Genomic DNA, 15,115 nt, shown 5'->3' with positions numbered 1-15,115 from the left:
GCAATCCTAACTCTCCGCAAATTGCCAATGTTATGTCCTCTCCAATAAGAGGATTGAAATTATTACATTACACACCGGACATTATTACATAATTAATATAGGCACGTTTATTAACCCCTGAAATATCAGCATTACCAAGATTTAGAGAGTGAAGCTAAGTGGAGTAAATAAACGTAGACTCCTACGGGATCGGAGGCCTAGTCGAGACCCCGCAGTGAGTGGGCTTTGCGAACGAGGAGGCTCGACAGACGCCCGTGGAAAGCGTAGTTTATTTACGGAACGTATTTTAGCACTATCAAAATTAGACAATTTATCGAACACGATGTTGACTTATTTCTCTCTCTGTCTTACCAAATATTATTTAAAAATACCTTGCATTATTAAGTAATCTATAATAAACTACTTAATGATATTAGGTAATAGGAAGGGGCGGATTATTTATTGAATAAAGAAATGCTAAAAGGAACGATTGATCTGCTTATCCTTTCCTTGTTAAACACAGAAGATAATTATGGCTATCAAATTTCCAAAAAAATTAAAGAAAAAACAGAAGGTACCTTTGTCATCCAGGAAGGAACCCTTTATCTTTCTTTAAAACGCCTCGAGAATAATGGAGCAATTACATCCTATTGGGGAGAAGAGAGCCAAGGCGGGAGAAGAAAGTATTATGGAATTACAGAAGAAGGTAAGGAACAATTAGACCAAAATAAAAATGACTGGAAAAATGTCGTACAAGTAGTTAATCGATTTATTTAACGAATTGAAATTTCGATCTGCAAAGGAGATTGTTTTATGGAAGAACTATTAACACTGGTTAAATATTTTATATTAGGATTAGTTCAGGGGATTACTGAACCTATTCCTATTTCCTCAAGTGGCCATATTGTTATTTTTAGGGAATTATTCAATATTGAGGCACGAGGACTTTCTTTTGAAATATTCGTCAATTTCGCGTCATTACTCGCAGTGTTAGTTATTTATCGTAAAGATATCGTGCGTTTAGTTACGAATGGGTTGAGTTATATTTTTAAGAAAGATATGTCTGCAAAGCAAGATTTTCGATTCATTATTTATTTGATCAGTGCCACGATCCCTGTTGGCGTAGTTGGTGTGCTTTTTGATGATGAAATTGGCAGTTTACTTGGAAACAATACAACAGTAGTAGGGGTTACTCTCTTAATAACAGCAGCTGCAGTCTGGATGATTCGTAATTTAAGAGGAAGGAAGAATGACGGAGATTTAACAACAAAAGATGCAGTACTGGTCGGAATAGCGCAAATGCTTGCCCTGACACCGGGAATCAGCCGGTCTGGTGCAACAATTGTAGGTTCAATGCTAGTTGGAATGAAACAGGAAACTGCGTTACGTTTCTCCTTCTTATTATATATTCCTGTCAGTCTTGGTACAGGTATACTCGAAATACCGGACATCTTAACAGATCCTGCCATTGATACATTGCTTATTCCGTATCTCATTGCATTTATCACCACATTTATCGCAACATATTTTGCTTTAAAATGGTTTATGAATATTATGGCAAAAGGAAACTTAAAATATTTCTCTTATTATTGTGTGATTGTTGGTTTGCTAGTCATTCTATTTATGTAAATAAGGGGAGTGGAATGATTGCATGAATGTATTTAGGAAAATTACCAGCTTTTCAGATATAAAGTTTCTATGGGTTCTGCTCGTTTCGATTAGTGTGTTTGTCATCACCCTGTTGCTGGACTATTTTGATGATCCTGCTCATACGCCAATTACTGCACTGGCAGGATATGGTCTGGCAATTATTATTGGGGGAGTATGGGCAATCTGTAATTATATCGGGCATATAAAGATAAATGTTCTGTATAAAAACAGTAAAGATCTTACAGCTTTTGTTGACCGATTAACTCTTGACAAAGAGGAGAAAGCGGAATTACTGACATATATGAATGATTTTGCCCAGGATTTAGTCCTTCAGGGTAAATCGGAGGAAGAAGCAACGGCTATTGCCATCAGCCAGTTTAAAATAAAAGAGTTTGACCGTCTTTCAAAAGATTCGTCTCTCTTTCATTTGCCTGCACATCATTATTTGATTGGTTATGCGTTTATAGCCCTGTTTTTCTTTGCGATATTGCTGCTGATAAGCAATACTGTTAACAGTTCGCTGTATATTATAGTTTTAGAAGCGACATGTTTTGCTTATGCAAGTGGCTTCGTGGCAGCATTCTTTTTATATAAACTTATCGATATGATGATTTACAGGAAATTTTAAATAGCAAAAGGAGATCCACCAAGAGCGGTGGATCTCCTTTTCTATGCTTCTTTCGTCTTATATTGGGCCCGATACTTTCCTGGTGTGATCCCTTCCATCTTACGGAAGGAACGAATGAAGTTTTGCGAATTATTATATTGAAGTTCTTCTGCGATTTCTTTTACCGATTTATTTGTTTGCGTTAGCCAATCCTTCGCTTTATTTAAACGGTATTTCAATAAATATTCACTGAATGAATATCCGGTTTCCTTCTGGAAAATACTGCTTAAATAATTTGGGTTATAATGCAGTTCAGCAGCAATAAAGTCTAAAGATAGGTCACGGTTAAAGTTACCTTGGATCATACGAATCATTTTATCAGAAATTCGTTTATTCTTATTATCATCTTTTGCATCAAGATTATCGATTAATGGCTGGATGATATGATTGGATATCCAGTCATTAATCTCCTCGAGAGAACTCAAGTCTTGATAATGTGTAATCATCTCTGTTGAATGAAAGTCTTCTACTTCGATTCCAAGCAATTCCTTCAACTCAAACAACTCGTAAAGAAAGCGTGATAGAATAATCTCCAGTTGCTGATGATGAATATCGTTCCGGTCAATATATTCAAAAAGTTTTGATAATTCTGTTTTTGCTTTCTCTTTGTCACTTACTTTAATCGCATCAAAAATCTTATTCTTAATTGCTGTTGGGTATGGTGCGATATTCGAATACCTTCTGTTTAGATTTTCATAGAAAATGATAGAAGATTCACCCATTTTGAGACGATACTTTAGAGCTTCCTTACTTTCTCTGAAGGCAGTATCCGCTTCATACAAATGCTTAAAACGCTGGCTGATTCCAATACTTACACTCAAGTTAAACAATTCTTTAATCTTTTCCTGAATTAATAAGACCTTTTCATTAATACTGCGAGTATATTCTGCATCATCTTCACAGTCTGTAATAATAATCGTCGTTTGTGTATCGTTGAGAACTACGGGAGTTAATCTTTCCGTTTGAGGAATGATATCCTCCAACAGATTATTAATAGCGAATAAAATTAAATCCTGGTCATTTTTATCGAATTTCTCCTGGTCAATCGCATCAAATTTTAAAGAGAAGATCGTTAACCATGTCCACTCTTTAGGATAATGGAACGATTGCAGTTTTAGTGGAATCTCATCCTCTTTTACTTTCCCTTGCACAAGTCGCATCATAAACAGTTGCTTTAATTGCGTAACTTGACTTTGAACCCGTTGTTCCAATTGATTGTTCTGATTTAATAATTTCTCGATATGCGTTTCAATTAAGTCGAATTCATTTACATTATTCCCATCCGTTTCCGCCTGATTAGAATAGATAGCATTTCTTAACCGTTTTACTGGTCTGTAGAGTACTCTGCTTCCAATAACAGCAAATATAGTGGACAAAACTAATAGTAGAATAACAATTAACAGCGTAATCCATCCAATGGAACTTGAGCGCATATGCAAATCACTTAATTTAACAAAAGATAAATAAGTCCAATTATTATAGTTCGATGAATGATAAGTGATTTTATAGGCGACATCGTTTATTGTATATTCAAATTGACCTTCTTCCACACTCTGGTCAATTTTATTAAAGAGAGAAGATGGAACATAATTATCTTCCCCGATATATGCTGTATTGCTATGAGCGATTGTCTGGTTATTCTCATCTATAATCAGAAATGACTCACTATTGTTACTGCCTGCCATAATTTCCGTCAGTTCACATGTAGGAATTAAAACACCGATAACACCAGTGGGTTCGGAGGAAAGAATAGGCAACTTTTTGACAAGGTTAATATAATGGGAACAGCTTTTCTTTGTTGCGTTTGGGAAATTAATTTTATCAGCATCTTCTAAGATCCAGCTTGATTTATCAGCAATATTCATATAACTTGTTTTAATTTCTTCATACGTAGTATTGTTTAAATTTACAAGCCCATCATTATTCATTAGCCATTTATTTTCAAAACTGACAAATACAATATCTTCAATTCCTGTCTCGATCGTCTGAAGATGATTAAGATCACGTCTTAATTTATGATAATCAGAAAATGATGCTGCATTCATATCTTCATTCAGAAATTGCTGGGTCTGGGTGGATCGGACAAAATAGGTTGTTGATAAGTCGACATATTTTAATACTTGTTCCACATTTGTTTGAATTTGATAGATGTTTTGTTTTTTTTCATCATTTGAATAATCTACGATGGCATTGGATGACTGCCAATATGAAAGTCCGCCTGTGATAATAACTGGCACAGTACTTAAAATAATGAGAAAAGCAATCAATTTAAAATAATGTTTTGTAGAGAATTTTTTCATAGGCAACTTCCTCGTATTAAATTGTCTAGTAAAGACAGCAGCAAAACTATTAAGTTGAAACAGTTTCCGCCTGCTGTCCTGTTTGTTCCTGCTGTTTCTTTACTAACTGTTTAAAGCCTATATTAGCCAAGAACATAATAATGTATGCGCTTAAACTAAAGCCGAAAAACAACCCGAAGCCAGGATATCTAAATGATAGAAAGTAAATTCCTGCAAGTAAAGTTAACGTACAAATGGAATAATGCAAATTAACAGCACCGATCGTTACTGCATATCTAATATATTGCCAAAACGTCAAATCAAAATGAACGTAAACCGGAGCAATATATAAAATTAACATAACATAGAAAAATGATGCTAAAATAAAAATACCAAACAGTACCGGATATAATTCACTCTCATTCATGTATCCCGTATATTTCAGGAATATGGATAAGACATAACCTAATACATAGATAATTATACCAAAAAGGTTAGAACGGATAAAGTTTTCTTTGTAGGCTTTTACAAAAGTTGAAAAGACATTCACGTCATAGTCTTTCTGGATCCATTTCCGCACAACAGTGAACATAGCGATTGTTGCTGGCATAATGCCAAATAAAATTAAACCTATTAATGTAGAGATTAGCCAAAGAATGTTTAACCAAGCAAGACGGGTTACTAATACACTAACTTTATATAACCCTGACCAGATTCCTGTTAATTCCATAATTATCACCTGTTTCATTAATATTATAATATGTTTTAATACTAGGATAAATGTTTAAATGGGATAAGTAAAGGTTGTATTAAAGCGTTTACATTGTATAATCATTTTATAAGGTGGGATAAACCTTTGTGTATCAACGATTGTAATGTTTGCTTGATTTAGAAATAATCATTTGTTCACACAAAATTAGTCCTAGAAGTAATAGTGATTATTTTGGGAGAAATGCACTAAACTATCCATTGGTAAGTAAGCGTTTCCATTGACTGTGAAAAAGTGATTATATACTTTTGCATGCGTTTTCAATTACTATAGATGTAGGCAGCAAGCGCTGTACAAAACAAAAAAATATTTTGGAGGGTGGTTAATTTATGAGTAACAGTAACTGGAGAAAATTACTCGGTATTATGATGTTAATGTTCCTATTATTCGTAGCAGCATGTAGTGACAATTCATCTGAAACAGGTGGAACAGATTCGTCAGGTGAAGAAGGGGAATCATCAGGTGAAGAAAGTGGAGGAGATGAACCTTATGCTTTCTCTATAATGGCAAATTTACACACACCGGAAGTTCCACAGGATAAAGTGTTGAACAAGATTGAGGAAGCAACAAACACAGACTTAGAAATACAATGGGTTCCTGATAACAATTATGAAGACAGATTAAATACAGCATTTGCAACTAATTCTTTACCAGAAGCAGTATTTCTTAAGAACCAGACAACATTTGTTCAATTCCGTGACGCAATTGAAGATGAACAGTTTTGGGAAATTGGTCCATATTTAGATGAGTTTGAGAATTTATCTAAATTAAAAGAAAATGTTTTAGATAATACAATGGTTAATGGAAAGTTATATACTCTATACCAAGGTCGCCCGCTTTCACGTCAAGGTATTATCTATAGAAAAGATTGGGCAGAAAATTTAGGATTAGAAGCTCCGAAAACGACAGAAGAGTTTATGGAAATGGCAAGAGCGTTTACAGAAGACGATCCTGATGGGAATGGTGAGAATGACACATTTGGTGTAACGGATCGTAGTGATTTAGTTTACGGTGCATTCAAAACAGTTTCTTCATGGTTTGGAACGCCGAACTCTTGGGGCGAAAAAGATGGACAATTATTACCAGAGTTTATGTTTGACGAGTATGTACAAACGATGGATTTCTTTAAAGAAATGCATGGAAATGGATTCATTAATCAGGATTTCCCTGTAACTAGTAAAACTGATCAGCAAGAATTCATCAAAAATGGTACTGCTGGTATCTATGTTGGTTCAATGGGTGATGTACTGAGCTTGAAAGATGATGCCATTGCAATTAATCCTGATGCTACGTTCGATGTACACAACTATGTAGAAGGACCTGATGGTGAGTTTGGTATTTGGTCGATCCCTGGATACGGTAACTTAGTAATGTTCCCTAAAAGCTCTGTAGAAACAGAGGAAGACTTGAAAAAAATCCTTGGTTTCTTTGATAAGATGATGTCACCGGAAGTGGCAAATTACGCTTACTGGGGTATGGAAGGCGAGCATTATGAACTGGTAGATGGTGCTGCAAAGGTAACAGATGATTCAGCATTATTTGATCGTGAGGTTAAACCTTTCCAGGCACTTGAGATTGGTGAACCAGAAACAAATAGTAGATATCTTGGTTACTTTGAGTATGAGCCAAAAGCAAAATCAGAAGAGTTATTTATCGATAACGAGAATTATTTAATTGAAGATCCGACTGTACCACTTTACTCGGAAACATTCTCACAAGATGGTGCACGTCTGCAGCAGATCATTACAGATGCAACTTATCAATATATCTTAGGACAAATTGATAAAGCAGGGTTCGAAGCTGCCGTAGAAGATTGGAAATCTCAAGGTGGAGATGCAATCATCGAGGAGTATAATAGTTCAAAATAATAGGAAAGATTATTGGGCTCTTAAACACTAACGTTTTAAGAGCCCGCACTATCATAAAACGAATGTTATTGGAGATGATCATTATGTTATGTTAGTTGCTTTATCTAAAATTAAAAGTGAGAATAACGCTTGATAACAGGTGATTAGTAACTCGTAAGATAATGATTATTTACGTTACAGCTTGTATACTTTACGATTTGGTTTATACCGAACAAGAAATAAATAAAAGAAAGGAAACTGCTTATGGAAACGTCTACAATATCAGCTCGTGAAGAAGCAAAGCAATTAAAGAAAGCAAGAAGATCAGAAACATGGCGCAGAATCAAGAAAAACAAATTAATATATTTGATGATTCTTCCAGGATTAATTTATTTCCTTATATACAAATACCTGCCAATGTATGGTTTGATCATTTCATTCCAGGATTATAAGCCTTACAAAGGTATTATGGGTAGTGAATGGGTAGGATTTGAGCATTTTCAGAGACTATTTACAAGTGATGAATTCTGGATGATTTTTAAAAACACATTAATGTTATTCGGGCTTCAGGTTTTTGTATTCTTCCCGATTCCTATTATTCTTTCCTTGATGCTTAATGAAGTGAGACATAGTTTCTTCAAACGGAGTGTCCAAACACTGGTATACATTCCGCACTTTATGTCATGGGTGGTTATCGTATCAATAAGTTATGTGATGCTGACACTTGATGGAGGGATTGTAAACGCTATTATCGAGTCGTTGGGAATGCAGCCAATTAACTTCCTTCTAAATGAAGAATGGTTCAGGCCGATGTATATCCTCCAGGTAATATGGCGGGAAGCAGGCTGGGGAACGATCATCTTCTTAGCTGCGATAACAGCGGTTGACCCGAGTTTGTATGAAGCAGCAAGAATGGACGGTGCGAACAGATTCCGTCAAATGTGGCATATCACTTTACCGGCAATCCGCAGTGTCATTATTGTATTGTTAATCTTGAAAATTGGTGATGTATTAGAACTTGGCTTTGAGCATGTTTACTTGCTATTAAACTCTTCTAACAGAAGTGTTGCGGAAATCTTTGATACGTATGTTTATGTTGCCGGTTTACAACAAGGGCAGTTTAGTTACAGTACTGCGGTTGGTTTCTTTAAAGGGATAGTAGGCTTAATCATGGTAATTTTCGCAAACTGGCTTGCGAAGAAATTTAATGAGGAAGGTATTTATTAAAACACGAATGAGGTGAAACAAATGGCTAAATTAAAAAGAGTATCAGCAGGCAGCAGAGTGTTCGACTTCTTTAATTACTTCTTACTGGCATTAATTGCCATTATTACAATACTACCATTCATTCATGTTGTTGGTAGTTCCTTTGCAACAAGTGCGGAAATAGCGAGAACGAAATTCTTGTTATTTCCAACAGAATTTTCATTAAATGCTTATGAGTATATCTTCTCAACAGATACTATCTTTCGGGCATTAGGTATATCCATCATCATAACAGTTGGCGGGACATTATGGAGTATGCTTTTCTCTACACTAACAGCATATGGTTTATCAAGGAAAGATCTTGTTGGACGCCGTGCTATCAACTTTATGATTGTATTTACATTACTATTTAATGGTGGGATGATTCCGACATTCCTGGTTGTTCAGCAGACAGGTTTACTAAACTCACTCTGGGCACTAATTGTCCCTGTAACCATTAATGCATTTAATATGATCATTTTACGAAGCTTCTTTATGAACATACCAGAAAGTTTAGAAGAGTCAGCAAAGATTGATGGGGCAAATGATTTTAGTATTTTATTCCGGATCGTTCTTCCGATCTCATTGCCGGCAATTGCCACCATTTCTTTATTCTATGCGGTAACTTATTGGAACACGTACATGCACGCTATTCTTTATTTAAGTGATGCAGATAAATGGCCGGTACAAGTACTGTTAAGACAAATTGTCGTGCTTGCCAGCGGAATGAATTATGATAGTGCAGCATTTACAGATACTCCACCGCCTGAAACGACTATTAAGATGGCAACAATTGTTGTAGCAACAGTACCAGTTTTACTAGTTTATCCATTTTTACAGAAATACTTTGCGAAAGGTGCAGTGTTAGGTTCTGTTAAAGGATAAGGAGTGTTAGAAAGGAAGCTTGATAGCGTGGGATGGGAGAGAGAAAGTTTAGCTCAGTTGGATACATTATATAATGGGCTGTTCGACTGGTTAGGGGACCAGTACGATTCAGTAACAGGTGGATTCTATTATGCTAGAAGTTCAGTTAAAGATGATCATTTTTCACCAGATATTGAATCAACAGCCCAAGCGCTGAATATATTAATTAGGCATCAACTTGCAGAGAAGATGCCTGATTCCGTTAAGCAGCAGATGATAGATTTTTTTCAAGCAAAGCAGGACAAAGAAACAGGTTATTTCTATGATGAACACCCAAGTATGAAAGAGGATGAAGTAATGGTGCATCGTGCACTGGCCTATTCGATTAATTCATTAAAACGACTGGGTGCCAAGCATTTATACCGCTTACCAGTTTCATTGAATGTTGCACCTGCTTATACAGAGTCATTAGAAGCATATCGCAAAAAATGGGAGAGTATTGATTTGCGAAACAGTTGGCGGGGGTGTGACTTGTTAGCATCCTCCACTGTCTATATCGGGCAACTGCCTGTGGAAAGACAAGCTTCCTATATCAAGGCATTTGAGCAGTATCTGGCAGAAATCCAGGACAAGGAGACCGGATTGTGGGGAGAAGGCTCTTTGTATGTAAGAATTTCTGGTACGTTTAAGTTGCATACGTTTTACCGAAGATTCCAAATTCCAATGCCAAATCAAGATAAAATCTATCAAAGTATCCTGACTTGTTTAAGGAATGAAGAAGCGGTAGATATGTGTTATATCCGGAATCCGATTGATTTACTTTCCTTTCTGGCATTAGCAATACCAGAACATGAACGGAAAGAAATCACCGAGATAACGATCCGTAATATAGCCAAGCTGAAAAGGGAAGACGGCGGATTCTCCCGGGAATTAGACCATTCCCCTAAAGCTCCGAATGTTGCTCAAGTAAAAGGGGATGAATATTACCCGAATATGCCTAAGCCTGTTCCTATAGGACTTGGTTTGTATGAAGGGGATATGAATGCAACAACACAGGCGACACTAATAAGGATACAACTCTATCGTTTGTTGGAGTGTGAACCTGACAGTTTAATAGACCCAGAACATTTCTGGCGCAAATGGAGATTGGAATTAGAGCAGAAAGAAGTGTAGAAAATTCATGCAACCAGAACAAGTAGAGAAAGAAAAGCGCTTGTCTAAACATGCTGTAAATATTCTGATTAACCATGCTATCTTTCAATTTGGCGGTGCTCTATCGATTATCTTCGTAAATTTATATTTATGGCGTCTGACGAATAGTATCTGGGTTAATGGAATGTACAATTTAGTAGCTATTTTAGCACAAGCTGCAACAACATTTTTGATTGGGAAAATGTCAAAACGAAAAGGCAGGACAACAATATACCGTTATGGAATATTTATGACTGCCTTATTTTATTTACTCATCGTAATTGTCCAAGAGGAAATTGTTACCCATTTTTACTGGTTTGCTTTACTTAGAGGGATTGCCCAAGGATTATATTGGGTGGCTTATTTCACTATTGTTCATGAAGTTTCCTCTAATAGTAACAGGCACAGGTACTTGGGATGGAATCAAGTGGTGATGGGAACAAGTAATCTGGCAGCTCCTGCCCTAGCTGGTGCCATTATCGGCTTCTATTCAGGATTAACAGGTTATATGATCGTATTCTCTATCGCTTTTCTGATGTTTTTTATCTGTACGCTCGGCAGTTTTCGAATTAAGAAGGAATCGATCCGGCATCGCAATTATTATATGAAGTATTTACCGATAATTTTAAATCGCAAGAAAGCCTTTAAAAGTGCATTGATCGGCTGGTTTATTATTGGTTTTCCTCAAGGCATATTAATGTATGTTCCCCCAATATTAATTTACAGCATTTTTGAAGATGAAAGTGTTGTCGGTTATTTAAATGCCAGTTTTCTAACGGTTTCAATTATTATCAGTTTTATTTTCTCGAGGTTCGCCAATATAGAACATACCCGAAGATATCTGTGGATTGCTGCCATTGGCTTTGTATTATCTGGGACATTCTTAACATGGGAAATTGCGACATGGAGTGTGATTATTTTTATGATTACACAGAACATGTTTAAACCATTACAGGCAAATGCTTATGCAGCCTATTATTTCAGATGGATTGACCGAATACCATTAGGATCGGAATTCCGTGTAGAGTCGGTAGTATTAAGAGAGACGATTATTAATATAGGACGTGGTCTAGGTATTATCAGCTTTATGTTATTTGCAGATGGGATAGATACAGGGACTGCTGCTTACGTTATTGTTGGAGCGATGATCGTTCAATTAATATTGCCATTAGTAATCAAAAAAGAAGGAGTGGAAAGATAAATGGGATCAATTAATCAGTGGGAACAGGCAGAACCAGGTGTAAAAAGAAAGATTCATAGCCCTGGTGAGAAGGTAATGATGATGGAAGTGGTCTTTGAAGAAGGCGCAGAAGGGTCCAGCCACAGCCACCCGCACGAACAATTAACCTATTGTTTGGAAGGAAAGCTTGCTTTTCATATTGATGGAAAAGAAGTTTTACTTGAGCAAGGACAATCTCTGCATATCCCTTCTGATGCGGTACATGGAGTGAGAGCATTAATGCCAAGTCGTTTGCTGGATGTGTTCACACCATTAAGAGAAGATTTATTAGATTAGGAGTGAGAATATGGGTTTATTTGATATTACAACATATGGAGCAATTAACAACGGAACGGCAGACAGCACAAAAGCAATTCAAGCTGCAATAGAGGCATGTGCGGAAGCTGGTGGCGGAACGGTATATGTACCAGCAGGGACGTACCATACTGGGCCAATTCAGTTAAAAAGCAATATGACACTATATTTAGAAGCGGGGTCACTTCTTTCTTTTACGGATGATTTCGATGCATACCCTGTTGTGAAAACGAGATGGTCAGGTTATGTCTGTCACGGATTTATGCCGCTGATCTTTGGTCAAAATGTTTCCAATGTGGCGATTAAAGGAGACGGAATCATTGATGGCAACGGACGGGAATGGTGGAAAGTAAACCGCCGCTTACGTAATAAGGAACATTACCAATCAGCCAAAACAGAGGAAATTGCGAAAGCAAATGCAGATTTTACCGAACCAGCTGATACGAACTTAGTAGAATGGCCTTCCCAATTTTTACGTCCGCCATTAATTCAGTTTTTCGAAGCGGAAAATGTGACGATTAACGGTGTAACGGTTAGAAATTCTCCTTTTTGGAATACCCATTTAGTATTTTGTAAGAATGTTTCCATCCATCAGGTTCATTTTCAAAATCCTTCTGATACACCGAATGGGGATGGGCTGGATGTGGAATCATGTCTTAATGTCCGCATATCTGATTGTCATTTTGATGTTGGTGATGACTGTGTTGTCTTGAAATCCGGGATAAATGAAGATGGGCGAAAATATGGTGTTCCTACTAAGAATGTGACGATTACCAACTGTACGATGCATCACGGGCATGGCGGTGTGGTACTCGGCAGTGAGAATTCAGGCGGAATTGAGAACATAACGGTTTCTAACTGTGTGTTTGATGGTACGGACAGAGGTATCAGAATTAAAACAAATCGTGAGCGGGGCAGCTATATTCGCAATCTTCTCGTTAATAATGTCTGGATGGATGACGTGTTATGTCCAATTGCGATTAACTCTTTCTACCGTCACGGTGTGAGCAGAAGCAATCCTGAATTATTGGATGCAGCAGCCATTCCAGTTAGCCATAAAACACCGATAGTAGAAAAGATCAGAATTAGCAATGTTACAGCAAGAAATTGCCGCGCGGCTGCAGGATTCATTTATGGATTGCCGGAAATGCCGGTAAAAGATGTAGATATCAATCATGTGACCATTGAGATGACGCAAGATGACCAGATACCTGGCGGGGAACCTGATATGGTGCGGGAAGTGATTGAGATGGCAGGTGAAGGGATTTTTGCAAAATATGTCGATGAGTTAAACCTGCATCATGTAAAAGTACTGACAAGAAAAGGTCCTGCACTTCATGTCGAGGAGTCTAAAAATATTGTCCTTGATCAGTTTACATTAAAGAATGAAACAATAGAAACTGCTGTAGTAACAAGTACGGATACAGAAAATTTGGAAATTCGCGGTTCTCAATATGAGAAATTGGGAGACCAGTATCATCTGAATGAACGAAAGGGAGTTAAAATGTAATGACAAAAACATTTAAAAATCCAATCATTCCAGGGTTTTATCCAGATCCGTCCATTTGCCGGGTGGGTGATGATTATTATCTGGTAACATCCAGTTTTGAATATTTTCCAGGTGTACCTATTTTCCATAGTAAAGACTTGGTTAATTGGAAACAAATCGGCCATGTGCTGGACAGACCAGAGCAATTGAACTTAGATCAAACACCAAACTCCCGTGGTATCTACGCACCAACGATTCGTTATCATGAAGGAACTTTCTATATGATTACAACATTTGTTGTCAGTCAAACAGGTGCAAGACGAAATTTCTATGTGACAGCAACAGATCCAGCTGGTCCTTGGTCTGATCCAAACTGGCTGGAAGATGCACCGGGAATTGACCCATCTTTATTATTTGATGATGATGGCAAAGTGTATTACACAGGAAACCGCAAGCCGCCAGAAGGACCGAAGTACTTGAAGCATAACGAAATTTGGCTGCAGGAACTCGACCTTGAGAAGAAGCAGCTTGTAGGACCAAAGTACAGTTTATGGGATGGTGCTCTAAAGAACGCGCATGCACAGGAAGCACCACACTTGTACAAAATTAATGGCTGGTATTATTTAATCATCGCAGAAGGCGGAACAGGTCATACACATGCTGTGACAATTGCCAGAAGCAAGAATGTGACAGGTCCGTATGAAATGACAGAAACAAATCCTATTCTGACCCACCGACATTTAGGAAACAATCACCCGATTGTAAATGTTGGGCATGCAGATATTGTGGAAACACAAAATGGTGACTGGTGGATGGTTTGTCTGGCATCTCGTCCATATGGTGGATATTACCGCAACTTAGGCAGGGAAAGTTTCCTTGTGCCATTTATTTGGGAAGATGGCTGGCCAATTGTTAATCCAGGCAAAGGCCTGATTGAAGAGGAAATGAGTTTTCCTAATTTAGCCGAACATAAATGGCCGGCATTACCAGCTCACGATCCATTTGAAGCAGAAAAATTGGATGATAGATGGAATTTCTTAAGAACACCTCGCGGGGAGTTTTGGTCATTAACAGAAAGACCGGGATATCTGCGCTTAAAAGCGAAAAAGGAATCAATGATGGAAGAAGAGAACCCTGCATTTGTCGGAAGAAGACAACAGCACATTGATTTTATGGCACAAACTGTGATGGAGTTTTCACCTGAAGATGTCAATGAGACGGCAGGACTTGTATTACTGCAAAACCATGATTACCAGTTCCGATTGGAAGTAATCTTAGAGAATAATCAATCTCATATTCAACTAATCAGAAGAGAAGCTGGTAATGATGAGGTAATTGCCAAGAAAGAAATTGCCTCAGATAAAATCTACTTAAAAGTGGAGGCAGTTGGTCAAGCTTATTCTTTCTACTTTGCAGAACAGGCATTTGAATGGACTTTATTAGCTGGAGAAGTAGATGGTACGATTTTAAGTACAGATAAAGCAGGCGGGTTTATTGGTGCGTACATGGGTCTATTCTGTTCAGCTAATGGAAAAGAAAGTAATAATTATGCTGATTTTGATTGGTTTGAATATCAAGGATTCAACGAATAGAGAGGAGAG

13 protein-coding genes are annotated in these 15,115 nt (G+C 37.3%); 11 read left to right on the top strand and 2 right to left on the bottom strand.

The genetic code is table 11. From position 1 onward, the window contains the following. The first annotated feature begins 441 nt into the window (after window positions 1-441). Genes F9U64_RS08730 through F9U64_RS08720 form a run of 3 tightly spaced genes read left to right on the top strand, consistent with a single transcriptional unit; the run spans window position 442 to window position 2,257 of the window. Window positions 442-756, top strand: a complete 315-nt coding sequence (locus tag F9U64_RS08730; protein ID WP_153402627.1) for a PadR family transcriptional regulator — start codon at window positions 442-444, stop codon at window positions 754-756. Between the two features lie 36 nt (window positions 757-792). Further along, window positions 793-1,608: an undecaprenyl-diphosphate phosphatase gene (locus tag F9U64_RS08725; protein ID WP_153402626.1), complete on the top strand. Its 816-nt coding sequence runs from the start codon at window positions 793-795 to the stop codon at window positions 1,606-1,608. 22 nt (window positions 1,609-1,630) lie between these two features. Then, a complete protein-coding gene (locus F9U64_RS08720) occupies window positions 1,631-2,257 on the top strand; it encodes a hypothetical protein (RefSeq protein ID WP_153402625.1) in 627 nt (208 codons plus the stop codon). A 41-nt stretch (window positions 2,258-2,298) separates the two neighbouring features. Here the strand turns inward: F9U64_RS08720 and F9U64_RS08715 are convergent, their stop codons facing one another. Beyond that, window positions 2,299-4,596 (bottom strand): AraC family transcriptional regulator, encoded by a 2,298-nt coding sequence (locus F9U64_RS08715; RefSeq protein ID WP_153402624.1) that lies wholly within the window; start codon window positions 4,594-4,596, stop codon window positions 2,299-2,301. Between the two features lie 49 nt (window positions 4,597-4,645). Then, window positions 4,646-5,305, bottom strand: coding sequence for a YesL family protein (locus F9U64_RS08710; protein WP_153402623.1), 660 nt, complete (start codon window positions 5,303-5,305; stop codon window positions 4,646-4,648). Between the two features lie 368 nt (window positions 5,306-5,673). Between F9U64_RS08710 and F9U64_RS08705 the strand changes: the two genes are divergently transcribed. The 8 genes from F9U64_RS08705 to F9U64_RS08670 all read left to right on the top strand — a co-directional run bounded on the left by F9U64_RS08705 (window position 5,674) and on the right by F9U64_RS08670 (window position 15,106). Next, window positions 5,674-7,212 carry an extracellular solute-binding protein gene (locus tag F9U64_RS08705; protein WP_228275636.1) on the top strand — a complete coding sequence of 513 codons (1,539 nt, stop codon included), beginning with the start codon at window positions 5,674-5,676 and terminating at the stop codon, window positions 7,210-7,212. A gap of 243 nt (window positions 7,213-7,455) precedes the next feature. Next, the gene (locus F9U64_RS08700) at window positions 7,456-8,418 is read left to right on the top strand and encodes an ABC transporter permease (RefSeq protein ID WP_153402622.1); all 963 of its coding nucleotides are present in this window, start codon (window positions 7,456-7,458) and stop codon (window positions 8,416-8,418) included. A 21-nt stretch (window positions 8,419-8,439) separates the two neighbouring features. Beyond that, complete coding sequence (locus tag F9U64_RS08695; protein WP_153402621.1) at window positions 8,440-9,321, top strand: carbohydrate ABC transporter permease; 882 nt, start codon at window positions 8,440-8,442, stop codon at window positions 9,319-9,321. Between the two features lie 27 nt (window positions 9,322-9,348). After that, complete coding sequence (locus F9U64_RS08690) at window positions 9,349-10,473, top strand: hypothetical protein (protein WP_153402620.1); 1,125 nt, start codon at window positions 9,349-9,351, stop codon at window positions 10,471-10,473. A 7-nt stretch (window positions 10,474-10,480) separates the two neighbouring features. Then, entirely contained in the window at window positions 10,481-11,692 is a 1,212-nt protein-coding gene (locus tag F9U64_RS08685; RefSeq protein ID WP_153402619.1) for an MFS transporter, read from the top strand. Continuing rightward, window positions 11,693-12,007 (top strand): cupin domain-containing protein, encoded by a 315-nt coding sequence (locus tag F9U64_RS08680; RefSeq protein WP_153402618.1) that lies wholly within the window; start codon window positions 11,693-11,695, stop codon window positions 12,005-12,007. Window positions 12,008-12,017: 10 nt separating this feature from the next. Next, window positions 12,018-13,535, top strand: a complete 1,518-nt coding sequence (locus tag F9U64_RS08675; protein ID WP_153402617.1) for a glycoside hydrolase family 28 protein — start codon at window positions 12,018-12,020, stop codon at window positions 13,533-13,535. After that, on the top strand, window positions 13,535-15,106 hold the full coding sequence (locus F9U64_RS08670; protein WP_153402616.1) for a glycoside hydrolase family 43 protein: 1,572 nt from the start codon (window positions 13,535-13,537) through the stop codon (window positions 15,104-15,106). The genes F9U64_RS08675 and F9U64_RS08670 overlap by 1 nt, the downstream gene beginning before the upstream one ends. Window positions 15,107-15,115: the final 9 nt, after the last annotated feature.

The sequence above is a fragment of the Gracilibacillus oryzae genome (assembly GCF_009498735.1).
In the GTDB taxonomy this organism is placed as follows: domain Bacteria; phylum Bacillota; class Bacilli; order Bacillales; family Amphibacillaceae; genus Gracilibacillus; species Gracilibacillus oryzae.
Note: the sequence above shows the minus strand (reverse complement) of the source record. Positions and strands in the feature narration are given on the sequence as shown.

Excerpts from the sequence above, each read along its gene's own strand:
- F9U64_RS08725 (WP_153402626.1), top strand. The coding sequence starts at position 793 with ATGGAAGAACTATTAACACTGGTTAAATATTTTATATTAGGATTAGTT.
- F9U64_RS08720 (WP_153402625.1), top strand. The coding sequence starts at position 1,631 with ATGAATGTATTTAGGAAAATTACCAGCTTTTCAGATATAAAGTTTCTA.
- F9U64_RS08715 (WP_153402624.1), bottom strand. The coding sequence starts at position 4,596 with ATGAAAAAATTCTCTACAAAACATTATTTTAAATTGATTGCTTTTCTC.
- F9U64_RS08710 (WP_153402623.1), bottom strand. The coding sequence starts at position 5,305 with ATGGAATTAACAGGAATCTGGTCAGGGTTATATAAAGTTAGTGTATTA.
- F9U64_RS08705 (WP_228275636.1), top strand. The coding sequence starts at position 5,674 with ATGAGTAACAGTAACTGGAGAAAATTACTCGGTATTATGATGTTAATG.
- F9U64_RS08700 (WP_153402622.1), top strand. The coding sequence starts at position 7,456 with ATGGAAACGTCTACAATATCAGCTCGTGAAGAAGCAAAGCAATTAAAG.
- F9U64_RS08695 (WP_153402621.1), top strand. The coding sequence starts at position 8,440 with ATGGCTAAATTAAAAAGAGTATCAGCAGGCAGCAGAGTGTTCGACTTC.
- F9U64_RS08685 (WP_153402619.1), top strand. The coding sequence starts at position 10,481 with ATGCAACCAGAACAAGTAGAGAAAGAAAAGCGCTTGTCTAAACATGCT.
- F9U64_RS08680 (WP_153402618.1), top strand. The coding sequence starts at position 11,693 with ATGGGATCAATTAATCAGTGGGAACAGGCAGAACCAGGTGTAAAAAGA.
- F9U64_RS08675 (WP_153402617.1), top strand. The coding sequence starts at position 12,018 with ATGGGTTTATTTGATATTACAACATATGGAGCAATTAACAACGGAACG.
- F9U64_RS08670 (WP_153402616.1), top strand. The coding sequence starts at position 13,535 with ATGACAAAAACATTTAAAAATCCAATCATTCCAGGGTTTTATCCAGAT.